23 protein-coding genes are annotated in these 23,393 nt (G+C 68.6%); 12 read left to right on the forward strand and 11 right to left on the reverse strand.

Annotated elements, in window-relative coordinates; genetic code table 11:
• The first annotated feature begins 1 nt into the window (after position 1).
• A complete protein-coding gene (locus NOV86_RS00780; RefSeq protein ID WP_267639317.1) occupies positions 2 to 1,927 on the forward strand; it encodes an asparagine synthase-related protein in 1,926 nt (641 codons plus the stop codon).
• 2 nt (positions 1,928 to 1,929) lie between these two features.
• Positions 1,930 to 3,645: an asparagine synthetase B family protein gene (locus NOV86_RS00785; protein ID WP_267641693.1), complete on the forward strand. Its 1,716-nt coding sequence runs from the start codon at positions 1,930 to 1,932 to the stop codon at positions 3,643 to 3,645.
• 27 nt (positions 3,646 to 3,672) lie between these two features.
• On the opposite strand, the gene corA is transcribed toward NOV86_RS00785, so the two are convergent.
• Entirely contained in the window at positions 3,673 to 4,641 is a 969-nt protein-coding gene (gene corA / locus NOV86_RS00790) for a magnesium/cobalt transporter CorA (RefSeq protein WP_267639318.1), read from the reverse strand.
• Positions 4,638 to 4,808, reverse strand: a complete 171-nt coding sequence (locus NOV86_RS00795; protein WP_267639319.1) for a hypothetical protein — start codon at positions 4,806 to 4,808, stop codon at positions 4,638 to 4,640. The genes corA and NOV86_RS00795 overlap by 4 nt, the downstream gene beginning before the upstream one ends.
• Positions 4,809 to 4,911: 103 nt before the next feature.
• Between NOV86_RS00795 and NOV86_RS00800 the strand changes: the two genes are divergently transcribed.
• On the forward strand, positions 4,912 to 5,334 hold the full coding sequence (locus tag NOV86_RS00800; protein ID WP_267639320.1) for a DUF3054 domain-containing protein: 423 nt from the start codon (positions 4,912 to 4,914) through the stop codon (positions 5,332 to 5,334).
• A gap of 4 nt (positions 5,335 to 5,338) precedes the next feature.
• On the opposite strand, the gene NOV86_RS00805 is transcribed toward NOV86_RS00800, so the two are convergent.
• Complete coding sequence (locus NOV86_RS00805) at positions 5,339 to 6,568, reverse strand: MFS transporter (RefSeq protein WP_267639321.1); 1,230 nt, start codon at positions 6,566 to 6,568, stop codon at positions 5,339 to 5,341.
• Positions 6,569 to 6,822: 254 nt separating this feature from the next.
• Here NOV86_RS00805 and NOV86_RS00810 point away from each other — a divergent pair, with 254 nt between their 5' ends.
• The 4 genes from NOV86_RS00810 to NOV86_RS00825 all read left to right on the forward strand — a co-directional run bounded on the left by NOV86_RS00810 (position 6,823) and on the right by NOV86_RS00825 (position 9,692).
• Entirely contained in the window at positions 6,823 to 7,056 is a 234-nt protein-coding gene (locus tag NOV86_RS00810) for a DUF8015 family protein (protein WP_267639322.1), read from the forward strand.
• Positions 7,057 to 7,107: 51 nt separating this feature from the next.
• Positions 7,108 to 8,106 carry an ornithine cyclodeaminase family protein gene (locus tag NOV86_RS00815; protein WP_267639323.1) on the forward strand — a complete coding sequence of 333 codons (999 nt, stop codon included), beginning with the start codon at positions 7,108 to 7,110 and terminating at the stop codon, positions 8,104 to 8,106.
• 65 nt (positions 8,107 to 8,171) lie between these two features.
• On the forward strand, positions 8,172 to 8,762 hold the full coding sequence (locus tag NOV86_RS00820) for a nucleotidyltransferase domain-containing protein (RefSeq protein WP_267639324.1): 591 nt from the start codon (positions 8,172 to 8,174) through the stop codon (positions 8,760 to 8,762).
• A 195-nt stretch (positions 8,763 to 8,957) separates the two neighbouring features.
• Complete coding sequence (locus NOV86_RS00825; RefSeq protein ID WP_267639325.1) at positions 8,958 to 9,692, forward strand: ferritin-like domain-containing protein; 735 nt, start codon at positions 8,958 to 8,960, stop codon at positions 9,690 to 9,692.
• 29 nt (positions 9,693 to 9,721) lie between these two features.
• Here NOV86_RS00825 and NOV86_RS00830 read toward each other — a convergent pair whose 3' ends face one another.
• The 4 genes from NOV86_RS00830 to NOV86_RS00845 all read right to left on the reverse strand — a co-directional run bounded on the left by NOV86_RS00830 (position 9,722) and on the right by NOV86_RS00845 (position 12,541).
• Positions 9,722 to 10,753 carry a presenilin family intramembrane aspartyl protease PSH gene (locus NOV86_RS00830; protein ID WP_267639326.1) on the reverse strand — a complete coding sequence of 344 codons (1,032 nt, stop codon included), beginning with the start codon at positions 10,751 to 10,753 and terminating at the stop codon, positions 9,722 to 9,724.
• Positions 10,754 to 10,823: 70 nt separating this feature from the next.
• Entirely contained in the window at positions 10,824 to 11,045 is a 222-nt protein-coding gene (locus tag NOV86_RS00835) for an H/ACA ribonucleoprotein complex subunit GAR1 (protein ID WP_267639327.1), read from the reverse strand.
• Positions 11,042 to 11,323, reverse strand: coding sequence for a signal recognition particle subunit SRP19 (gene srp19 / locus NOV86_RS00840; RefSeq protein WP_267639328.1), 282 nt, complete (start codon positions 11,321 to 11,323; stop codon positions 11,042 to 11,044). Before srp19 ends, NOV86_RS00835 begins: the two co-directional genes overlap by 4 nt.
• Before the next feature lie 69 nt (positions 11,324 to 11,392).
• On the reverse strand, positions 11,393 to 12,541 hold the full coding sequence (locus NOV86_RS00845; RefSeq protein ID WP_267639329.1) for a PGF-CTERM-anchored ABC transporter substrate-binding protein: 1,149 nt from the start codon (positions 12,539 to 12,541) through the stop codon (positions 11,393 to 11,395).
• A 72-nt stretch (positions 12,542 to 12,613) separates the two neighbouring features.
• Here NOV86_RS00845 and btuC point away from each other — a divergent pair, with 72 nt between their 5' ends.
• The 5 genes from btuC (at position 12,614) to NOV86_RS00870 (ending at position 17,716) form a co-directional block, all read left to right on the forward strand.
• A complete protein-coding gene (gene btuC / locus NOV86_RS00850; protein WP_267639330.1) occupies positions 12,614 to 13,675 on the forward strand; it encodes a vitamin B12 ABC transporter permease BtuC in 1,062 nt (353 codons plus the stop codon).
• Positions 13,672 to 14,922, forward strand: a complete 1,251-nt coding sequence (locus NOV86_RS00855) for an ATP-binding cassette domain-containing protein (RefSeq protein ID WP_267639331.1) — start codon at positions 13,672 to 13,674, stop codon at positions 14,920 to 14,922. Before btuC ends, NOV86_RS00855 begins: the two co-directional genes overlap by 4 nt.
• Before the next feature lie 27 nt (positions 14,923 to 14,949).
• On the forward strand, positions 14,950 to 15,870 hold the full coding sequence (locus tag NOV86_RS00860) for a hypothetical protein (protein WP_267639332.1): 921 nt from the start codon (positions 14,950 to 14,952) through the stop codon (positions 15,868 to 15,870).
• Positions 15,871 to 15,882: 12 nt separating this feature from the next.
• Positions 15,883 to 16,791: a DUF7537 family lipoprotein gene (locus NOV86_RS00865; RefSeq protein WP_267639333.1), complete on the forward strand. Its 909-nt coding sequence runs from the start codon at positions 15,883 to 15,885 to the stop codon at positions 16,789 to 16,791.
• Between the two features lie 73 nt (positions 16,792 to 16,864).
• Positions 16,865 to 17,716 carry a DUF7537 family lipoprotein gene (locus NOV86_RS00870; RefSeq protein ID WP_267639334.1) on the forward strand — a complete coding sequence of 284 codons (852 nt, stop codon included), beginning with the start codon at positions 16,865 to 16,867 and terminating at the stop codon, positions 17,714 to 17,716.
• Positions 17,717 to 17,914: 198 nt separating this feature from the next.
• Here NOV86_RS00870 and NOV86_RS00875 read toward each other — a convergent pair whose 3' ends face one another.
• The 4 genes from NOV86_RS00875 to NOV86_RS00890 form a co-directional block, all read right to left on the reverse strand.
• Positions 17,915 to 18,943 (reverse strand): tyrosine-type recombinase/integrase, encoded by a 1,029-nt coding sequence (locus NOV86_RS00875; protein WP_267639335.1) that lies wholly within the window; start codon positions 18,941 to 18,943, stop codon positions 17,915 to 17,917.
• A gap of 1 nt (position 18,944) precedes the next feature.
• Positions 18,945 to 19,376, reverse strand: a complete 432-nt coding sequence (locus tag NOV86_RS00880) for a DUF5805 domain-containing protein (protein WP_267639336.1) — start codon at positions 19,374 to 19,376, stop codon at positions 18,945 to 18,947.
• Positions 19,377 to 20,378: 1,002 nt separating this feature from the next.
• Positions 20,379 to 21,284: a phosphoribosyltransferase HisG-related protein gene (locus NOV86_RS00885; protein ID WP_267639337.1), complete on the reverse strand. Its 906-nt coding sequence runs from the start codon at positions 21,282 to 21,284 to the stop codon at positions 20,379 to 20,381.
• A 40-nt stretch (positions 21,285 to 21,324) separates the two neighbouring features.
• The gene (locus NOV86_RS00890) at positions 21,325 to 23,163 is read right to left on the reverse strand and encodes a hypothetical protein (RefSeq protein ID WP_267639338.1); all 1,839 of its coding nucleotides are present in this window, start codon (positions 23,161 to 23,163) and stop codon (positions 21,325 to 21,327) included.
• Positions 23,164 to 23,393 lie beyond the last annotated feature (230 nt).

Here is a 23,393-nt window from a genome sequence, read left to right on the forward strand (position 1 = left end):
GATGGTCGGACTCGCTGGCGTCGTGGGCGGCGGCCGGCTGCCGGAGGCGATGGCCGCCTGGCCCGCCTACCGGGACGCAGAGGCGACCTTCCGCCACGAGGACGACCTGGTCGACCTCACGCTTCGCTCGCATCCCCTGCTGGCCGGCGACCAGCCGGCGGTCGTCGACGACGGCGGCGGTCTGCTCTGGGTCTGGGGCGAGGTGTTCGGACACGGCCCGCCCGACGACTACGAGCCGCGCCCCGGGGAGCCGGGTGACAGCGCCGCCTACTGCGCCGACCTGTACGAGCGTCACGGGCTGGACTTCGCCGCCGGGTTGAACGGTCACTTCGCCATCGTGCTCTACGACCGCGAGGCGGAGACCGTCTCGTTCGTCACCGACCGCTGGAGCACGCGCCCGGTCTACCACACGACCGTCGAGGACGGGGTCGCCGTCGCCTCGAACCCGCAGGCGCTGGTCACCCACCCCGACGTGCCCGCCGCCTTCGAGGAGGACTACCTCCACGAGTACCTCGCGCTCCGGCGGGTCTTCGGCGTCGAGAACCCGCTCGAGGGGGTCCGGGAGTTCCCCCCGGCCGCGGTCACCACGGTCGACCTCGCCGACGGGTCGGTGTCGTCGGAGACGTACTGGCGGCCGACGTACCGGCCCGAGGACCGACCGTTCTCGTGGTTCGTCGACCGGCTCGCCGCCCTGTTCGAGGGTATCTTCGAGGAGTGGACGACGCCAGACCGCACCTACGGGACGCTCCTGAGCGGCGGGGGCGACTCCCGGTTCGTGCAGGCGGCCATCGACCAGCAGGTCGTCTCGTTCCACAACGCGGACTGGCTGAGCCGCGAGGCGAAGGTCGCCCGGCAGGTCGCCCACGCCGCGGGCGACGAGTTCCGCCTGCTCGAACGTCACGACGACCACGAGACGCGCACCCTCGAGAGCTTCAAGCCCCTGTCGCCGTACAGTGGCTGGTTCGACCAGGCGTACTTCACCGAGTTCGAGGCGGAGATGCGCGACGCGGTCGACGTGCTCGTGCCCGGCCTGTTCGCGGACCTGCTGTTCGACGGCAGCCCGCTCGCCACCCGGACCCTGTCGCTCGGCGACATCGGGACGGTCGACCTGCCGGTCCAGACCCCGATGGAGACGGTCGACGACTACCTCGACGAGCAACTCGCGGAGGCCCAGCCGGTGCCGTACTTCTCGGCCGACCGGTCGCTCCGCGAGGTCCTCCGGGACAACATCGACCGCCGGCCCGACGGGACCGTCGTCAGTCACGGCGTCGAGTACGCCTCGTTCACCGACTTCGTGATGTACAGCGACTACCACCCCTTCGGGGCCGACACCGAGGCCATCTTCCCGCGCAGCCTGCAGCAGATACGGCCCTACCGGCTGCCGTTCCTCGACAACCGCGTCGTCGACCTGCACAGCCGGATTCCCCGGCGGTACTTCCTCCGGCGGAACGTGGTCAACGCCGCGCTCGACCGTCTCTCGCCGGAACTCGCCGCGATTCCGCACGCCCGGACCGGCGTCTCGATGAAGCGGTCGTTCCCTGCGGAGTTCCTCGGCGCGAACCTCACCGGGTTCTACCGGAAGCACATCGACGAGGCGCCGACGCCCGCCGAGCACCTCGACCACAAGCCGTGGCCGAACCGGCGCGAACTCCTCCGGGTGGACCCCTTCGCCATCGACACCATCCGGGCGAACGAGGACCTGCTCGATGCGCTCCCCGGGTTCGACTACGACGCCGCGGTCGAGACCCACGAGGCCCACCGCGACGGCGCCTCGTTCCACCAGGCGCTCTACTCGCTCCTCACCGTCCTCGAGACCCCGGCGACGGCCCTGGTCGTCGACGCCGACGAGGACGTGGCGGCGGTCGCGGCGGATGACAGCGGTCGCCTCGTGCCGGACCCGGCAGGTCCCGGCGGAGGTGACCAGTGACGATGACGACCGCCGACCCGGCGACGGACGCGACCGACACCGACGCCGACGCGACGATGAACCAGGAGCTGTTCGGCGTCTTCGGCGACCGCGAGACGTTCGCCCGGTACCGCCAGCCCGGCGATTTCGACGTGCTCGTCGAGAGCGACGCCGGGACCGTCGGTATCCGGTCGCACGAGTTGACCGTCCCCGGGCGGACCACGACCTACAGCTGCGACCGCGGCGGCTGTGCGCTGTTCGGCGAGGTCGTCGGCACCCCCGACACGACCAACCCGGCGGCGTGGCTGTTCCGGCGCTACCGCGAGGAGGGCCGGGCCGCCTTCGACGCGCTGAACGGCTCCTACCTCGCGTTCGTCGCGGTCGACGGCGAGGCGGTCGTCGCGACCGACCCCCTGCGCACCTGGGAGTGCTTCCACGCCGTGGTCGGTGGCACCCGCATCTTCGGCACCGACATCACCGGTGTCGAGGGGGTGCTGGACGACCCGGGACCGGACCGGGACGCCGTCCTCGAACTGCTCCACCTCGGCACCGTCATCGGCGAGAAGACCCTGTTCGAACCCATCCGCCGGGTGCCGGCCGACGCGACCCTGACCGCCGCCGGGACGCGGCCCCTCTCGCGGTTCGTCTACGACCCCGGTTCGTTCGACTACGCCGAGGAACTGGCGAGGCGGCTGGAGCGCGCCATCCGCCGCCGGAGCCACTACCCCGGCCGGAAGGGCATCCTGCTCTCGGCCGGCGACGACTCGCGGGTCCTGCTCTCGCAGGTGCCAGACATCGAGCGCAGCTACACCGTCGGCAGTGAGGACTCCCGCGAGGTCCGCGTCGCCCAGAAGCTCGCCGACCAGTACGGCGCCGACCACGAGGTCCTCGAACCGGGCGCCCGGTACCTCTACCCGACCGAGGAGAAGCCGCTCTACGCCCAGAGCATCAAGGAGGGCCTGCACATCCACCAGGCCGGGTACGCCCACGAGTTCGACGTGGACGTGATGTACCACGGGCTGCTGTTCGACACGCTGTTCAAGGGGTTCTTCCTCGAGTGGGACGACACCGACGCCTTCGGCGCGACGCTCCCCTCGAACCGGCTCGTGGACGACCCCGCGCCGGTCGACTCGCTGCTGGACACGCTCGGGTTCATGCCGGAGGCGAGCGCCGGGATGGGCGAGGCCGTCGCGGGGCTGTTCGAGGACCACGACCTCCCGGTCGACCCACACGTCGACTCGCCCCGCGAGTTCCTCGCCCAGAGCCTCTCGGCCGAACTCGACGCCTGCCGGGACCGGGTCGACTCGCTGCACAACGCGACCGACCTCCTGATGCTACGGAACCAGCCGGTCCTCCCGTTCCGGACCCACCTCGCCGACAACTTCGTCGAGCCGTTCGTGGCGATGGACGCGGAACTGCTGGAGTGGCACCGCCGGACCCCGCCGGCGTACCGGAACCGCAAGACCTGCAGACGCGCACTGAAACGCATCGACGGCGACCTGTTCCGCCATCGCGCGCCGAGTCGTCCCCACCGGTCGGCGTACCTCAACCTCGCCGAGCGGTTCGTCCGCCTCGTCGTGCCCTTCGTCGAGGAGTTCGAACCGGCGTGGCCCGACCGCCAGACGGTGTACGAGGAGAACGACATCGCGGCCCGGCTGTTCCCCGACCACGAGGCGGTCCGCGAGCTGCCCGAGCGCCAGCAGTTGCGGGTGAACGGGTTGCGCTGGTGGCTCGGCTGACCGGCACCGGTCCCCGGCCACGCGCTCTCAGAGCCAGGCCTCCTGCCGGAAGTACAGTATCATGATGGCCGCGATGCCGACCATCCCGAGCATCACGGCGTGGTAGGCGTAGTCCCACGCGAGTTCGGGCATGACCGAGAAGTTCATCCCGTAGATGCCGACGACGAAGGTCAGGGGCAGGATGATGGTGGCGACGACGGTCAGCGTCTTCATCACCTCGTTCATGTTCATCGAGATGGAGTTGAGGTAGATGTCCCGCGCCCCCGTGACCAGGTCGCGGTAGGTCTCGATGAGTTCGACCAGCTGGACGAGCTGGTCGTACACGTCCCGGAAGTACTTCTCGTGGCGCTCTTCGATGAGGTCGTCCTCGCCGCGGGCGAGCGAGGCGACGGCGTCCCGGCTCGGCCACAGGACCCGCCGGATGGAGAGGAGTTCGCGACGGAGGCTGTTGATGTCCTCCAGGGTGTCGATGCCGGTCGCGCCGACGACCTCCTCCTCGACGGCCTCGATGTCGTCTTCGACCTCGTCGACGAGACCGAAGTAGTCGTTGACGACGTTGTCGAGGATGCGGTAGGCGGTGAAGTCCGGCCCGCGCGAGAGGATGCGGGGGTCCTCGCGGGTGACCGCGTTCCACACCTTCCCGACCGCCCGCAGCGAGGTCATCGAGAGCGTCACCAGCCAGTCGGTCCCGATGAAGACGCCGACGGTCTCGGACTTGACCTCCTCCTCGAAGGTGGTGTCGCCGGCCCGCAGGACCGCGGTCTTGACCAGCGTGAACACGTGGTCGGGGAATATCTCGGTCTTCGGGCGCACGTCGTCGCGGACGTCGTCGAGTTCGAGTTCGTGGATGCCGAAGATGCTCGCGACCTCGCGCATCTCCTCGTCGGTGGCGTCGGAGACGCGGATCCACGTCGTCCCGGTCGCCGCCTTGGCCGCGGCGGGGTCGTCGTGGTCGTTCACGCCCTCGCTCGTGAACACGTGCGACTCGACCGTCACTCGCCGTCACCCCGCCCGAAGTCGCTGCCGACGGCGGCGAGCGTGAGCCCGATCATGACGCCGGTCACGGAGAACGCCCGACCGGGGTACGGTTCCGCGAGGCCGATACCGTAGCCCATGAGTCCCAGCAGCGTGAGCGCCGTCCCGGCCGCGAACGTCCGGTTCATGCTCGCTACTGTCGTCGCCACGACAAAAGTATTGCCTGCCCCGGCACCGCCGACGGCGCGGGAAACCGGGAGAGGGATGGTCCTCCGGCCCACAGGGTCGGCCATGAGCACTGCCCAGCGTCTGTTCGGTCTGGAGGCCAGACCACTATCCGCCGTCTGGAAGCTCGCGGGGGCGGACCTCGTGGTCATCGTCGCGCTCATCACGGCCGGGGAACTCCGCCACGACGTCAACCCCATCGCCACGCCCCTGGCAGTCGCGGAGACGATGCTCCCGTTCCTCGTCGGCTGGTTCCTCGTGGCGACGCTCGTGGGCGCCTACGGCGACCGCGCCTTCGCCGGTGGGATGGCGTCGGCCCGCCTCGCCGCCGGTGCCTGGATCGGCGGCGCGAACATCGGCCTGATGCTCCGGGCGTCGCCGTACTTCTCGGGCAACTCGCCGTGGACGTTCATGCTCGTGATGACCGGCCTCGGCACCCTCGCGATGGCGGTCGCGCGCCCGGTGGTCGTCGGCAAACTGCTCGACTGATCCTCTAGCTCGCGGTTCGGTCACGCCGACTCAACACGAGACTGGCGAGGCCGCCGAACAGCCCGATACCGGCCAGTGCGAGGAACAGCGTGCCGGTCGTTGCGAAGGTCAGGAGCGCCCCGGCGAGGACGCCGCCGAGCGCACCGACCCCGAACACGCCGAGGTAGGTGTAGCCGTAGGAGAGACCCCGCGTGCCCGCGGGCGTGTGCTCGGCGACGGCCGCCTGGTACAGCGGCTGGACGAGGAACAGGAAGAAGCCGAGGACGGCGCAGATGGCGAGGAAGGCGACCACACCGAGGTCGGCCACGGGGAGGAAGACCAGCGCGACGACCGCCAGCGCCGGGAAGGCGACCCGGAGCGCCTTCGCGGGCCGCATCCGGTCGGTGAGGTGGCCGCCGACGTACTGGCCAGCGATGCCGACCATCAGCAGGCCGGCGTAGACGTACCTGGCGGGCTGGAGTTCCTGCCCGGCGAACTGTATCGGGTCGAAGGAGGGGAAGCCACCCAGGATCTCCGGCAGGAACGTCAGGACGCCGCGGTAGTACAGCCCCGAGGCCATGACGATGGCGAAGATGACGAGGAAGCCGCTGGCGAACAGTGCCCGGCTGCCCGCGAGGAACTCCGAGAACGACGAGACGGTGTCGGCCTTCGAGTCGCCGCCGTCGGCGACCGCGGCACGTTCGTCGACGTCGATGCGGACCGCGACCGCGGCCGCGAGCAGGGCCGGGACCGCCAGCGCGAGCGCGACCTGGCGCCAGTCGAGGACGAGCAACAGCGTCGCCGTCAGGAGGGGCCCGAGGGCGATGCCGAGGTTCCCGGCCATGCCGTGATAGGCGAAGGCGGAGCCACGGGCTTCGGTTCCGCGGGAGATGAGCGAGAGGCCGGAGGGGTGGTAGACGCTGGCCGCCGCGCCCCAGAGCAGCAGTGCCAGTGCCACCACCAGGATGCTCGGGGCGACCGAGAGCAGGGCGAAGGCGCCGCTCATCCCCACCAGACAGGCGACGATGAGCCGTTTCGACCCGACCACGTCGGCGAGGACGCCGCCGGGGAGCGCCCCCACGCCGAACAGGCCGTACCCGACCGCGGTGACGAGGCCGAGGGTCGCCTCCGTCGCCCCGAAGCTCTCCGGTGCGAGCCAGACGCTGACGAAGATGGGGATGGAGAGTTCGTACGTGTGGACCATCCCGTGCCCGACCATCACGAGCGCGACGATGGCGCGGTCGTTCCGATTCACGGGTTTGTGGTGGTGAGTCCGGCGGTAAAACGCATCGGTTCCGGCACCGAGCGAAAGCAGAAAACATATATTGAGCTTTCTGCACCAAAGGTAAGTTCTCGAAAACCGCAAGACAGCGGCGAGTTATCTGATTCGTAGCAGGCTCATAAGTTATGGATAACCTACGCAGCATTTACGAATCAGCCACAGATTGAGTATCTGGCTCCTATGACCGAAAGTTTTATATCATCTATCCCCATATTTTCTAATACATTATGACTGGGTATTACGACATCGTTCTGGGGCTGATTCCGCTCTCGCTCCTCGGTGGCACCGGCATGCTGACCACGCTCACCAACCTGCAGCTCGAGGCTGCGGTTCCCATCGCGGCGCTCACCGCCGCCCTCCTGATCGGCCACGCCATGTTCGTCCGCGGCCCCGTCGACCGGGTCGCCCCGACGACCGAGACCACGAAGACGCCGTCCGCCCCTGCCCCGAACGCAGACTGACCAACCTACCCAGCACAGCCCTTTTAGTCGCTGGCTCGCGATTTTCACGGTATGACGAACGCGCTGTTCCTGACCAGTGACGACGTCGCCGGTCTCGCCGACCCGTCCGAGTACGTCGCTGCCGTTCGCGACGCGTACCGCCAGCGGGGTGAGGGCGCCCCCGCCAAGCCACGGACGACGCTGCGCAACGACGACCCGCCGGGGATGCTGTTCAGCTACTCCGCGGTCCTCCCCGAGACGGGCGCGATGGGCGGCTACATGTACTCTGCCGGCTTCGGCGCGGTCGACGCGTGGTTCATGACGCCGCTGTTCGACGCCGACTCCGGCGAGCCGCTGGCGCTCATCGACGGCGCGAGTATGAACCCGTTCAAGACCGGCGCGGCGGGTGGGGTCGCCGTCGACGCCCTCGCCCGCGAGGACGCCACGAAGCTCGCGGTCATCGGCTCGGGGGCGCAGGCTCGCGGCCAGCTCCGGGCGACGATGACGGTGCGAGACTTCGAGACGGTGGACGTGTTCTCGCCGACGAAGGAGAACCGCGAGTCCTTCGCCGCCGAGATGAACGAACGCTACGACGCCTCCGTGGCGGCCGTGGCGTCCTCCGCCGCTGCGGTCGAGGCCGCCGACGTGGTCATCACGGCGACGACCGCCTCGGAGCCGGTGTTCGACGGTGACCTGCTCGAACCCGGCACCCACGTCACCGCGATGGGACAGTACCATCCCGAGAAGCGCGAACTCGACCACACGACCATCGAGCGCGCGACCTACGTCCCCGACCTGCGCGACCGCGTCCCGCAGGACGCCGGCTCGTTCATCAGCGCGATGGAGGCCGGCGTGGTCGACGAGGACCACATCCACGCCGAACTCGGCGAGGTCGTCGCCGGGAAGGCACCGGGACGCGAGAGCGAGGAGGACATCACCGTCTTCGACTCCGGTGGTACCGGCATCGAGACGACCGCGGCCGCCTACATGCTCTACGAGAAGGCGCTCGACCGCGACCTCGGCAAGGAGATCGAGATCTCGCCCGCCAGCGAGGCCCTGACCGGCGAGTGACGGCGACGCCGACCGTGGGTCGTGCCGATACTTTCATATTCCGGACCGGTCACCTGACTAACGGCATGGCCCGCGAGACCACCTGGAACGACGTGTACGCGGTCGCGGACCGGTTCCGCACGTTCGACCAGCCGTGGGCCATCGCGGGTGGCTGGGCGCTCGATTGCTTCCTCGGCGAGCAGACACGCCCCCACGGCGACGTGGAGGTCGCGGTCTTCCGCGAGGACCAGCAGAGACTCCGCGAGCACCTGTCGGACTGGGCGTTCGAGGTGGCGATACCCGGGGAGGGCCGGACCGAACCCTGGCCCGCGGAGGAGTGGCTCGCCCTGCCGCACCACGAACTCCACGCCCACAACGACGCCTTCGAGTTGCCCCATCTGGAGTGCCTGCTCGACGACCACGACGGCGAGGCGTGGGTGTTCCGCCGGGACGACCGCGTGACCCGCGAGCGCGAGAAGGTGATACGGGTCTCCGAGACGGGCCTCCCGTACCTCGCGCCCGAGCTCGTCCTCTGCTACAAGCTCCCCATCTTCGGCGACCACGACGAGGCCGACTTCGACCGGGTCCACCCCCAGCTGGCCCCCGAACCCCGGCGCTGGCTCCGGGACGCCATCGCGACCGTCGAACCGGACCACCACTGGCTGGACGAACTATAGGGAGCGAGCACGCCAGCAAGGCGGTCTCGCCGGTAAGTCGAGATTGTACCGGAACCCGCAATTACCAGACGAACGTTCCCGATACCGTTAATTTCTATCGCTATTTGGGCAAGATTTGGGTACGTTTCTGGAAAATTTACTTTCGGTGGTCGGCCGTCGCTTCCGGTGTGCCCAGCGAGGCACGGTCGAACCCCAATGTCCGACGAGCAACCGAGCGCAGACGACACGAGCATCGAGCGACTCACCGACTCCGTCCAGGACCAGCTCTCCTCCCGGCGAGGTTTCCTCGGCGGCGCGGCGGCAGCAGGCGCGGCAGCCATCGGCCTCTCCGGGGCGGCGGCGGCACAGCCGAGCACGCAGGCGACCGGCGCCGCACCCGGGCAGGCCGCCATGCAGGAGGACGAGCAGACCGACGTGGACATCCTCAACTACGCGCTGACCCTCGAACACCTCGAGGCGACGTTCTACGCGCAGGGGCTCGAGGAGTTCGCCGCCGACGAACTGATGACCGCCGACGCGGTCTGTGACCGCCTCTGCATGGAGACCCGCGAGCAGATTCCGGAGTACGTCGCGGTCGTCGGTGAGCACGAGGCCGCCCACGTCGACCAGCTCACGACCGTCATCGAGGACCTCGGCGGCGACCCGGTCGAGCCCGCGACCTACGACTTCGGCTACGACACCCCGACGGGATTCCTCAAGACGGCGAAGGCACTGGAGAACACGGGCGTCGCGGCCTACGCCGGGGCAGCCCCCGCCATCGAGAACGACAAGCTCCTCTCGGCCGCGCTGTCCATCCACAGCGTCGAGGCGCGCCACGCCGGGACGTTCAACTGGGTGAACGGGACCTCACCGTTCCCGAACGGCTTCGACGAGCCGAAGTCCATGGCGGAGGTCAAGGAGATCGCGAGTCAGTTCATCGTCGAGGAGTAGGGGCGTCTCGACGGCGATTCAGAACCGATTCAGAGCCCGAGCGCCGCCATCAGGGGCACCCCGGCCGCGAGCGCGCCGACGAGGTAGCCGCCGATGGCACCGCCGTTGAGCAGCGGGAGGCCGGCGTGGGCCCTGCCCTTCAGCACCATCCAGAGGAGGACGAGCAGGCCGGCGATGGTGCCGATCATGGCGGTGAGCGCGGGCAGGTTCAGCAGGAACGGGTCGGTGACGAGGGGAGTTACGGTGTCCGTCGCGCCGCTGTGGAAGTACGCCGCGCTGGCGACGATGATGGTCGGCATCACGGCGTCGCCGAGGCCGATGAAGAGCGCGTCCCGGTCGAGCGCGCCCTCGGGGTCGTCCCCGTCGTCGGCCTCCGCGGCGGCCGGCTCCGCCTCGACCGTCCCGTTCCCGTCGGCCGCGACCGTCTCACCGTCGCGTGCGTCCGGCTGGTCCTCCGCATCGTCGTCGCTCGCCGCCGAGAGTTCGAGGAACGAGAACGAGAGCGTGGTCGGGATGACGAGGATGACGGGCACCTTCATGTCCATGACGCCCTCCGCGAGCGTCAGCATGTGCTCGGTCCCGTACACCGAGATGGCGTCGTAGACGGCGAGGATGGTCAGGAGGACGATGGCGGGGAACAGGCCGAAACTGATGCCGAACAGGCCGGCCGCCGCAGAGCCCATCACGACCCCCGCGGTGTCGATGACGTACCACTCGGGGTAGACGAGCAGGCCGAGGGCGACCGCGCCACCGGCGGCCGCGGCGACCGTCGTCGGCATGAACGTCTCGAAGACGTAGAACGAGAGCATCCCGCTCGTGAGGATGATGAACCCACGGATGAGCCACTGGAGGTCGAACTTGAACGCGGCCAGCATCCCGGCGGTGGCGACGAGGATGGCGCCGATGTACACCAGGCTGTTGGTCGCGTCCTGCGGGTTCTCGACGACCTGCCGGCCACCGTCCTTGAACGGCTCGACGAGCGAGAGCGCGCCGAGTTGCACCAGCACGAAGATGGTGACGGCGAGGCCGACGGCCCCGAGAATCCGATAGCGGTCGTTCATGCTCTGGGGTTCTAACCCGTGCTATTTCGGCCTTGCGTTCGATTCCCTCGCCCGCTCCGGGTCGCCGCGACTACCGGGCGTACAGCGTCTGTCCGAGCAAGAGCGCGGGGTCGGCGTCGCCGGAGACGGCGACGTAGGGGCGCGAGACGGGGCCGAACACGTCCACGACGCGGCCGACCTCGTCCAGCGACTCGTCGACGACCGTCTCGCCCATGCGCGGGTGGTCCTCGTCGTCGGTGCGGGCGATGGCGAGGCCCTGGGCGACCCGGACGACGGTGCCGACGCGCTTCATTCGCGGAGGGCGTTCACGTAGGCCGCCACTGCCTGGACGATGTCGTTCTTCGAGTCGTCTGTCGGGTTCTTCACGAGGACGCGCCCGCGCTCTTTGTATCCCTCTCGCGGGTACGCCACGTCGCGTTCGATGCGGGCGTCGTACCCGACCTGCTGGACGGCCTTCGCGATCTCTTCGACGGTCGGTTCGGCGACGGCGAGGTCCGCGGGGACCCGCCGGCCACCGGACCGGGAGAGTTCCGCGTCGAAATACGCGGGCCAGATGACGTTCTCGACCATGTGCGGTCGGACGAGGTCACCCGGTATCGGCCTTTCGGACTATCCGCGGGGAGAGGAAGAAGGAGCGAGTCAGTCGCGCCGGGCGAGCGCGCCCAGTGCGGTCAGGGCGGCGACGGCACCGACGGCGGTGAAGCCGGGCGAGCCGTCAGCAGCCGGCTCGTCGGTGGTCGCGGTCGTGGCGGGGTCGGCCGTCGTGGCCGCCGTTCCAGTCGTCGTGGTGCCACCGGCCGATGCCGTGGTGCCCGTGCCGGCCTCACCGCGGACGCTGGCGTTCGCCGCTGCGTAGGCGTCCGGGTACCAGGTCTTCGCGAGCTGGCGCATCACGAGGAAGCTCCGCGGGGCCGGCTGGCTCACGCGGTTCTCGTCCATGACGATGGTCTGGTTCTGCTGGACGGCCATGGTGTTCTGGTAGGCCGCCGAGTCGGGGATTCGCGGCTCGGGCTGGCCGCTGTTGAGCAGCAGCCACTCGACGCTCATGTTGGCGACGACCTCGGGGTTGATGCGGGCGTACCCCGCCTGGGAGTACTCGAGGTCGGCCTCGGCGGCGAGGTTCGTCGCGCCGGCCGTCGTCATGAGGTCGGAGATGTAGGTGTTCGGACCGGGCGTCGAGCCGTAGAAGACGTACAGCGCCTTCTTGGGCTCCGTGCCCTCGGTCGCCTGCTGGACGACCTCGCGCTCGGTCTGCATCCAGTCGACCGTCTCGCTGGCGCCGTCACACGAGCCGACTAGCTTCCCGGTCAGCTCCGTCTTCGCGATGACGTCGTCGAGCGAGCTGGCGGACTCGAACTTGTAGACCGTGATGCCGGCCTCGCGTAGCTTCCCGACCTTCTCGTCGGGGACGATGTTCGACGCGAGCACGAGGTCTGGCTGCTGGGCGATGACCTTCTCGACCGAGATGAAGGCGTAGCCGCTGCCGGAGATGTTCGCGGTCGCGTCGGCACCCTCGAGGTACTTCGCGTACTGGGTCGTCCCGACGACCTTCGACTGGGCGCCGATCTCCCACATCGTCTGTGCCGAGGCGGGGCCGGCCGTGACGACGCGCTCGGGCGCCTCCTCGACCGTGACTTCGGTTCCCGTCGCGTCGGTCGCGGTGAACGGGAACGAACAACCTGCCGTGGTGGACTCGTTCGCCTGGGTCGCGGCCCCCGGCGTCGCGACGACGCCGAGTGACGCGACGACCAGGAGCGCTGCGACGAGCAGCGTTCGGGTTCGTGTCATCACACCCAACTGGCCACGTATGCAATAAGTATTTACCTAAAGCAAGTGCATTTGCGAAACGGACACGACACCATGGAGACGCGAACGAAGACGGTCGCCTGGTCCGCCGGGCTCACGGTGCTGTTAGCCCTGACGACGGTGGTCTGTGCCGCCGTCGGGCCCGTCTCCATCGACTACCTCACCGTCGCGAAGGTCCTCCTCAACCAGCTCGCCCTGCCGACCGGCGTCACCCTCGCGGGCGGGCTCTCCCTCCAGACGACGCCGGTCTTCCACTTCCAGACGCCGAAGACCGCGAGCGTCATCGTCGCGAGCGTCCGGCTCCCGCGCATCGCGCTGGCCGCCACCGTCGGCTTCTCGCTCGCGGCCGCGGGGACGGTCATGCAGGGCTTCTTCCGCAATCCGATGGCCGACCCCTCCATCGTCGGCGTCTCCTCGGGCGCGGCGGTCGGCGCGGTCAGCGCCATCGTCCTCCCGCTCTCGATCCCCTTCGGCATCGAGGGCGCGGCCTTCACGGGGGCCATCCTCACCGCGTTCCTCGTCTACGCGCTCGCCACCGAGCGCGGCCGGACCCCGGTCGCGACGCTCCTGCTCGCCGGCGTCGCCATCCAGACGTTCCTCGGCGCGGTCGTCTCGTTCCTGCTGGTCACCAGCGGCGAGAGCCTGCGCGAGGCCCTGTACTGGCTGATGGGCGACCTCAGTGCCGCGAACTGGGGCGACGTGACCTTCGCCGCGGGCATCGGCCTCGCCGGCTTCCTCCTGTTGCTCCCCTACACGAACGACATGAACGTCCTCCTGCTCGGCGAGGAGGACGCCCACCACCTCGGCATCGCGGTCGAGCGAACCAAACTGCTCTTGCTCACGCTCGCGAGCATCATCACCGCCGCCGGGGTCGCGGTCGCCGGCGTCATCGGCTTCGTCGGCCTCGTGGTCCCGCACATGCTCCGACTCGTCGTCGGTCCGGACCACCGGGTCCTGCTCCCGACGAGCGCGCTGGCCGGCGCGTCGTTCCTCGTCGCGACCGACACGGTCGCGCGCTCGACCGCCGAGGTGCTGCCCGTGGGTATCGTCACGGCCGCACTGGGCGCACCCTTCTTCCTGTTCCTGCTCAAGCGCCGGGAGGTGCACGCGCTATGATCTCGGTCGCGGACGTGACGGTGGCCTACGGGGACGCGACCGTCCTCGATTCGGTCTCGCTCTCGGTCGACGCGGGCACCTTCGTCGGGCTGGTCGGCCCGAACGGGGCCGGCAAGACCACGCTCCTCCGGACGATGAGCGCGGCGCTGGCCCCCGAGACCGGCTCCATCACGGTCTGTGGCGAGGACGTCCAGGCCCTCTCGGCGAAGGCCGCGAGCCGGCAGGTCGCGGTCGTCCCGCAGGACACCACCGTCTCGTTCTCGTTCCCGGTGCGCGACCTCGTCGCCATGGGCCGCACCCCGCATCGCTCGCGGTTCACGACCGCCAGACCCGAGGACCACCGGGCCATCGACGACGCCATCGAGCGCGTCGGCATCGCCGACCTCGCGGACCGGCCCGTGGACGAACTCAGTGGGGGTGAGCGCCAGAAGGTCGCCATCGCCCGGGCGCTGGCCCAGGAGACGCCCGTCCTCCTGCTGGACGAACCGACGGCCAGCCTCGACGTGAACCACCAGATAGAGACGCTGGAACTCGTCCGGGAGCTCGTCGCCGACGGGAAGACCGCGGTCGCGGCCATCCACGACCTCTCGCTGGCGGCCCGGTACTGCGACGAACTCGCCCTGCTGGCCGGCGGCGATATCGTCGCCTCGGGCGAACCCGATTCCGTCCTCACCCGCCCGCGTCTGCGCGAGAGCTTCGACGCCGAGACCGTCCTCACCCGGAATCCGGTCACCGAGAGCGTCACCGTGACGCCCCTCGCCCAGTCGGTCGACGCCCTCGACCGCAGGGTCCACGTGCTCGGGAACGGGTCGGTCGCCGCGCGCACCCTCGAACGACTCGCCAGCGCCGACGCGGCCGTCACCGTCGGCCCGGCCCCGCCGGGCGACGCGGTGGTCGAGACCGCCCGCCTGCTCGGGGTCGACCCGTTGCTCTCCGACCCGTACACCGCACTCGACGAGGCCAGCGTCGACTCGCTGCGGGCGCACGTCGCCGAATCCGACGTGGTGGTGCTCGCCGAACCACACCTCTCGGCGGGGAACAGCGCGGTCCTCGACGTGGTCGCCGAGGCGGATTCCCTCGTCGTGGTCGAGGACGGGCCGTGGCGTGCCTCCGTCGCGGGCGACCTGCACTCACGGTATGCTCAGGTGCGCGAGCGAGCGACCGTGACCGACCCCGAGACCGTCGCCCGGGCCGTGCAGGCCGCGGGGCAGACGCCCGAGCGCCCACCGAACTCCTATCAAGATTGAAAAGCGTCGGGCGAGAACGCCCCACCGATGCGCGCCCTCCCCGCCATCACGCTCGTTCTCGCACTCGTCCTCGCCGGTTGTGGCAGCCTTGGCCCCGTCACGGAGACCCGCCAGCCGTTCTCCGTCGAGCAGACAACACAACCGACCGAAGTGGACGACGGTACGACGAACCACGGCCCGCAGTTCGCCATCGACCCGGCGGACGACGAGGTACGGGGCGTGCGGGCCATGCTCGGTGCGCACCGGAAGACCCTGGTCGACACGAGCTACCGTGTCGGCTACGCGTACCGGGCGACGAGCGAGAACGGCACCGTCCTCTTGGCCCGGACGATCCGCGGGGCCTACGCCGAGAACCGGTCGCACTACCTCGTCCACCGGAGCGAGAACGGGGCGGCCCTGCCGGAGTCGGGCGAGTGGGACGTCTTCGCGGACGGGGACAGGGCGTTCGTGCGTCGGACCACCGAGAACGGGACCTCGGTCTCGGTTCCCGGGCTCGACACCACGGGCGAACCGCGCCGTCCGACCGACCTCGGGGTCTTCCGTGGCCGAGGCGCGGTCTCGGGCGACCTGTTCCAGGCCTTCGCGGGGATGAACGTGACCAGCGTCACCGAACTCGACCGGGAACCGGCCGGCGTCGAGGGGCCGCTCTACCGGGTCGAGTCCACCACGGTCGGGGACCCACAGCTCCTCTCGGACGGGGCGAACGCGACGGCGAGGAACGCGAGTTTCGAGGCGCTCGTGACGGCGCAGGGCTTCGTCGTCGAGTACCGGTTGACCTTCGAGATGCGGAGGGCCGACGGGATGTGGATCACGGTCGAACGACGGCTGGTCTACCGGGACGTCGGGGATGCCATCGTCCCGCGGCCCGAGTGGGTGGACGAGTACACTGCCGGCACCAACTCGACCACGAACGCCCCCGGCAGCACAACCTTGATGCGCGGACCCTGACAACTTCGAGCGATGCGCGCCCGCCACGTCCTCGTCCTCGCAATCGCCCTCGTCCTCGCCGGCTGTGGCAGCCTTGGTCCCGTCACGGAGACCCGTGAACCGTTCGCCGTCGACGGGACGGACCGCCCGACAGTCACCGACGGACCGACCACCACGCGGCCCCCGCAGTTCGACCCCGACCCGACCGAGAACGACCTCGGCGACGTCCGTGACATGCTCTCCGCGCAGGGGCGAGTCCTCCAGAACACGAGCTACCGGGCCGACTACCTGGTGAGGGCCACACACGAGAACGGGACGGTCCTCCTCTATCGTCACGTGGACGGGGCGTACGCGGCGAACGATTCGCGGTACCTCGTCGCCGCCGAAACGTCGGGCACGACGGTCCCTCGCCGGACCGACTTCGTCCTCTTCGGCGACGGCACCCGGGCGTTCGTCCGCCAGACGACAGAGAACGGCACCTCGGTCAGCGTGCCGCGACAGGCAGACGGCGGCGACCCGATTCCCCCGACCGACCTGGGTGTCTTCCGGGGACGTGATGCGATGTCCAGTTTCCTCTACCAGGGCTTCGCCGGGATGAACGTGACCAGCGTCACCGAACTCGACCGCGTCCCGCCCGGGCTCGACGAGCCACTCTACCGGGTCCAGTCCGGGAGCGTCGAGAGCCCGCAACTCCTCGCCCAGGGCCCGAACGGGACCGTCGAGAACGCGAGCTTCGAGGCTATCGTGGACCACCGTGGGTTCGTCTACGAGTACCGCCTCACGTTCGAGACCGAGACGGACGCGGGCGACCCGGTCCGCATCGAGCGCCGACTGGTCTACCGGGACCTCGGGAACACGACGGTCCCGCGTCCAGACTGGGTCGAGGACTACGAGGCCGAGAACGGGACGACGACCACGGCCAGGGTACTCGCCCAGGCCTGACACGACCGTCGGTCTGGTGGCCTTCGCACCCGCTGGGCCAACGTTCATTGCCCGGTAGTGGGTAGAGGTGACAATGCGCGTGGGACGGGTGTTCGCTCTCGCCCTGCTGGTCGGCCTGGCCGGGTGCGGCGGCCTCGCCGATACCGGCACGACGCGCGACCCGTTCTCCGTCGAGCAGCCGACGACCGGTTCCACCGATGCGACAGGGCCCGGGACCCACGCCGTCTTCGACCCCGACCCCGCCCGCGACCGCGTCCAGAACCTCGACGCCCTGCTGGACTCACACGAGCGCGTGCTCGACGGGACGGGCTACCGGGTCACCGCGGTCTACCGGGAGACCACGGCGAACGGAACACTGCTCCGAGAACTGATCCGCGAAGGGGCCTACCCGCCGAACCGTTCGCGCTACCTGTACCACGAGCGGGCTGCAGGTACCCGGGTCGGCCCGACGCAGGAGACCCAGCTGTTCGCCGACGGGCACACCGTCTACAGCCGCCGGTCTATCGGCGACCGGACCGAGGTGACGGTACTGCGGGACTCTGACGGCACGCCCTTCTCCCCGACCGACCTCGGCATCTTCCGCGGGCAACAGACCGACCTGCTCGCGATGGCCTTCGAATCGGTCGCCATCGACGAGGTCGAGCGCCTCGGGCATTCGCCACGACAGGTCGAGGACCCGCTCTACCGCCTCCGCGGGGATTCGGTCCGGGACCGGTCGCAGCTCAGCATCGACGCCGACGCGTCGGTCCGGAACGCGAGCCTTGAGGTCATCGTCGACAGCGACGGGCTGGTCCGGGAGTTCCGGTTCAGCTACGTCACATCGCGTGACGGCCGGCCGGTCAGGGTGACGAGACGACTGGTCTACCGCGACGTCGGACAGACGTCCATCGAGCGACCGGGGTGGGCTGCCAACGTGACCCTGTAGAATCTCCCGTCCCTGTCGGAACCCATAGAACCGGTCGTCGCACGAGCTGACGGTTCTCCGTCCGAAATTCGACAGTGTCCGCTCCCGACCGAACCACGCGTATTCTGTATAGCGATATTTGATTTATGGGTTCGGTATCCACCACCGTCTCACCGCGAGAATCCGTATCGCAGAATCGGGTGAATCCCAGACCCGGTCTCAGAGCAGGGAGTAGACGTTCGCCTCGTACACCTCGCGGACGCGGTCGCCCCAGTTGTGGGTGTAGGTGTCGATGATGTCGCTCGCCACGTCCCCGCGGAGGTACTTCACGATGCCACGGTCCCCGGTGCGGTCCCGGAGATGGGTCGTGAAGAAGTGCCGGAAGTAGTGCGGGGTGACGTTCTCGGCGGCCCCACCACCGGTCCGGTACCAGCCGTGGTCTCTGGCGTGGGTCTCCACGATGTGGCGGACGCCCTGTGGGGTGACTCGTTCGCCCCAGTCACCCGACGTCGAGACGAACAGCGGCTCTGCGGGCGAGACGGCGTCGGGGCGGATCGCGAGCCAGCCCACGAGCACCCGTTTCAGCTCCTCGTCGACGGGCACCACGGTCGAGCGCTTGCGCTTGTTCGCCGCGGTGCGTTCCTCCCCGTGGTACTCGACGCCGTGGGCCGGTTCTGCGGGCACGAATATCGAATCGGGCCGGCCGTCGAGCTGGACGCGACCGCCGAGGTCGTACTCGTCCTCGAGCGCCGGAACCGACAGCGAGATGTCCCGCAGGTCCAGGTTACAGAGTTCGCCGACACGCATCCCCGTCTTGAGCAGGGCCACGACCAGCGCTCGCTCCAGTGGATGCCCGATGTCGGCGACGAACTCGCGCATCTGGTCGACCGTGAGCTCCCGTCTCGTCGGGTCCTTGTCGATGGATTCGTTCATCTCCTCGACGACCAGCGCCATCGGGTTGGCGTCGAACTCGCCGACCTGGGTCATGTAGGCGTAGAACCGGTGGACGTATGAGGCGTAGGAGGCCACCGTGCTGGGGGCGTGCTCCCCCCGGAGCGAGTGCACCCACGCCATGCACTGCCGGCGGTCGGCCTCCGCCGGGGTGACGGAGCCGCCGCCCGGGCCGGCGTCCGGGTCCGCGAGGAACGCCTCGAACCGCCGCAGGACGCGCTCGTAGGCCTCCTGCGTCCGTTTCGCCTTCCCGTGGTAGGTCTGGTCCTCGAGGAAGTACGCGACCGAATCGGACATCTCAGGTGCCCTCTGCGGTGACGTAGCCGCTCTCGCGACCGCTGTACCGGACGCGTCCGTCGGCCTGGAGGTCCTGCAGGGCGCTGTCGAGGCGGTCCTCGATGTCGTCGCTCACCGCGGCCAGCAGGTCGTCCCAGGTACACGGTCCGTCCTCGCGCTCGAGGATGTCGACGACCCGCGCCGTGAGGTCGCCGGAGTCCGAGTCACCCGATACGGTCTCCTGGTCGCCCCGGTTCGCCCTGCTATCGGGTGAGTCAGGCAGGTCGAACTTCCGGCGGCCGGCCTGGACCATCGTCCGGACGAACTCGCTCTGGCTCATGTCGAGTTCGTCCGCGTGGTCGGCCCACTCGTCTTTCTGGTACTCGGGGACGTAGGTCTTGACCACCGACCGGCTGGTGTCCTGTTGGCTCACAGACACCACCCCGGAAAGCATGATATATCATGCCTGCGCCCGGGCGTCTGGAAGGGCGTTCTGGTGGGTCGAACCCCAGGGGTCGCGTGCTCAGGACGGGGTCGTAGACACACCCAATCACCCAGCAATTCTTGCCGGTTGCGCTCTCGGTGGCGTTCCGTCGACCCGCGACTCCAGCGACCCTGGTGAGTGGCCGTGGCCCAGTCACAGGTAGTATATAGATTCTGGTAGCTTCTCGGCATGTCGCTCTGTCCGCAGCGACTCGTCCCCGATACTTCAATCTGTCCCACAGTTCGGGATAAGAGTCCTTATCTTCCTCTGAAGGCCCGCTTTACCACCGCCAGATTCATCTTATACGTTATTTCGGGACTGTAAATCACGTGTTGCAGTACTAGTGACCGAGATACAAATCTCAGGCTCTGTCGCTCCGATAAGGACAGGTTTCGACAGCAGGTCGGGAACAGGTCCGTCACGAGAAGAGTTAGCGACCAGAGAAGACATATAGATTCTGCCAATTCTGCATCTCGCCCTGCCCGGCGTGGCGCTCGAGTGTGGGCACTCTCGGTAGGAAACCTGCGCAGATCCAGTTGGGGGTCGGGGCGATTCGAGCACAGTCCAAGCCCAGCTCGGTCGACGGTGACCTGGGGCAGGTCTGATCGTCGACCGGACTCGATGGGCTCCTGGAAAGTCAGACAGAACGACTCCTCCTTCGAGAGTCCACAGCGACTGGGAGTGGGCTGGATTTCTCCGGTGAGGGAACCACGAAAGAGGCCGGGAGACGGGGTCGGCACACCGAGCGAGAAAGCTCTTCGCCGAACCGAGAGCCCCGAGAGCACGGTGAATCCGCATCTCTGACCCATCCACTGCCCAGAGAGGCAAACCCGACAGCGCCCGTCTCAGCGGTTCTGAGTGAAACACATGGGTTTCGCAGTGCTCTCGACCCTGATGGAGACACATCCCATAAATCACATGTCGCTATACAGAATGGCGGCCCCGAAGCACGAGGACCCGGGCGCCCGGCGGTCAGTTCACGGCGAGCGCGGTCTCGAGGTCCGCACCGTCGAACAGGGCCTTCACCGCCTCGGATTCCGGCGTCGCTTCGGCCTCGTTCTCCATGAGGACGGTCTCGCTGGGGAACAGTCGGGTCCCGAGTTCGAGACCGTGGTCGCGGGCCGTCGAGCCAGTCATCGTGAGGTAGACGCCCGCACCCACGTCGGCGATGGCGGCCTCCTCCTCGCGCCCCTCCGCGGGGTAGCAGAACTCCACGTCCTCGATGGCCTCGGTGCCGAGGACTGCCTCGACGAGTCGCTCGTACCGGGGGGAGATGCAGAGCTGGCCCTCGTACTGGCGGATGAACTCTCGCGTGGCGTCCCCGCCGCCGTAGGCGTCGAGCACGTCGGGCGTGGCCATCAGCGTGTGGTAGACGGTGTCGCCGAGGCCGGTGACCACCCGGACGTCCGTGTCGTGGGGGTCGATACGGGCGTTGATGTCCTCGAGGGAACCGAGGGGTTCCGGCCGGAGCCCGACGACCTCCTCGAGCACGAGGTCGGCGCTGTCGAAGCCCAGCGCGAACGAATGGGTGCGCAGCGCGCGGAACGGCTCCTCGCGGCCGACGAGCTGGACGTCGTAGCCGTCGACCTCGACGGTGACGCTGTCGAAGACGACGCGGCGGGGCATGCCCTCGCGGTCGTCCCGGAGGAGGGTGAACTCCGGCTGGCGATGGTCCGACAGGTCGCTGTACTCCGCGAGGCGTTCGTAGACGTCGCGGGCGTCGGCTTTCTTGCCCTTCGTGATCGCCTTCTCGTAGCGCAGGATGGAGATGATGTCGTCGGCCATCTCCGTCGCGCCCACGCGGTTCGCGATGCGTTCGAGGACGGCCTCGAGGGGCCGCCCCTTCCGTGGCACCGCGACAGCTATCGTGTCGGCCATTTAGCGGAGGAACGACCTGCCGGCTAAAAACAGATTCGTTTCAGGAGAACATCTCGCCGAGCTGGTCACGCCAGTCCTGGATGGCGGTGACCTCCTCTTCGAGGCTCTCGACGTCGTTCTCGAGTGCGTCGACGTCCTCCTGGAGCATGTCGATGTCCTCGCGGGCCGACTCGACGGCCTCGCTGTTGTCCTCGGTCGCCTCGCGGACCGACGACACGTCGTCGTCGATGCGCTCGGTCGTGGTCTCGAGGTTCTCGCGGATGTCGTCGACCTCGTCGTCGAGTGCGAGCACGTCCTCGTCGACGGTGTCGACGCGCTCGTCCAGCGCGTTCAGGTCGGATTCGACGGCGCCGATGGACTCCTCGGCGGCGGCGAGGTCGCCGCTGACCGTCTCGAGCTGGTCGTCGTGGGACTCGACGCTCTGGCGGACGTCGGTGACCTCCTCGCGGAGTTCCGAGACCTCCTCCCTGTAGTCGTCGAGCAGCTGCTGTGCGGTCCCCTCGTCGTCGAGGAACTCCTCGAGTGCGCCGGTGTAGGCCGCCAGCTCTTCGACGCGAGACTGGAGGTGCTCGACCTTCGCGACGTCCGTGCCACTGGGTTCGAGGTCGAGTTCGGCACGGAGCGCCTCGCGGTCCTCGGTGGAGACCGACTCCTCACGGAGTTCGGCCAGCAGGGCGTCGACGACGCTCTCGGCGGCGACCTGCGGGGCCGCCTCGACTGCCGGTTCATCGGGCTCTGCCCCGGATTCTGCGTCCTCTTCGGCCTCCGTGACGTCCTCGGCCTCGTCCTCTACCGCTGCCGACTCGTCGTCGAGGTCGGGTTCCTCGTCGATGTCGTCCTCGTCGTCCACGTCCGCTTCGACCGCTTCCGCCTCGTCCTCGACGTCGACGGCATCGGCGGCTGCCTCGGCGTCGGCCTCCGCCTCGACCTCGAGGTCTGCCTCGTCGTCTTCGAGGGCTTCGTCCTCGTCCGCGAAGTCCACGTCGAGGTCGTCGTCCGTCTCGTCGACGTCGAAGTCGTCCGCGTCGGCGAAGTCGCCGTCCTCGGCCTCCGGCTGGGATTCGGCGTCGACCACGAGGTCCTCGTCTTCGTCGTCGGCCTCGTCCTCGTCGACGTCGAGTTCGATCTCCGGGCCGTCGCTCTCGGCCTCGGCGGCGTCTTCGTCGTCGGCCTCCTCGCCGTAGACCTCCTCTTCGGCGGCTTCGAGGTCGAGTTCGATGCCGAGGTCCTCCTCCTCGGCGCCGGCGGCGTCGGCGGCGTCCTCGCCCTCGTCTTCCTCCTCGTCGAAGCCGAGGTCGATATCGACGGCGCCCCCGTCGCCGCTGGCCGTCTCGGCCTCGGCGTCTGCCTCGGCCTCGGCGGATTCTTCCTCGTCGTCGAGGCCGGGGATGTCGGACTCGCCAGAGAGCATGTCCTTGACGACCTGGTTGGAGTCGTCGGAGACGATCTCGTCGATGGTCTCGTCGCTCTCGTCGTCCTCCTCTTCACCCTCGGCGTCGTCTACGGCGCGCTCGCCGTCGACGTCCCACACGCTGGGTTCGGTCAGGAACTTCGGGACCTCGGACCGGTCGTCGATGCGGATGCCGTAGACGGTCACGATCTCCTCGCCGGGGTCGAGCGTTCGCTCGAACTCGACGTGGTGGTCCTGGAAGGCGGTCCAGTTGTCGGACTCGTAGTCCGGATGGAAGCCCACCCCATCCATGGGGAACTCCTCGGGGATGTCCTCGTGGAGTCGGATTGTCACCGTCTCGTCGCGGTTCGAGGTGATGCTGAACCGTATCGCGGGGACGGGAAACTCGTCGGCGGCGAACGACTTCTCGACGGAGATACCGTCCGCAGCGACTTCGATTGTGGCGCTCGGGTCGACCTCGCTACTCATAGGGCCACGTACCCCCACCACGCCTATAAAGGAAACGGGCGAGGCACCAGTGGACTGGTCTGTCCACCGGTGGACTCCTGTTGGCCAATTAACTTATATCCGACTCGGGCGTCCTCTCGAATGCAGCCAACTGGCTGCCAGTCGTTGCCCACACGGCGGACTGCCAGTTCCGCCATCCTTTCCCTACTCGCACCCGAGCCATCGCCAGCGACCGCGCGGTGCGTCGAAGA

The organism is Haloarchaeobius amylolyticus (assembly GCF_026616195.1).
GTDB classification, from domain to species: domain Archaea; phylum Halobacteriota; class Halobacteria; order Halobacteriales; family Natrialbaceae; genus Haloarchaeobius; species Haloarchaeobius amylolyticus.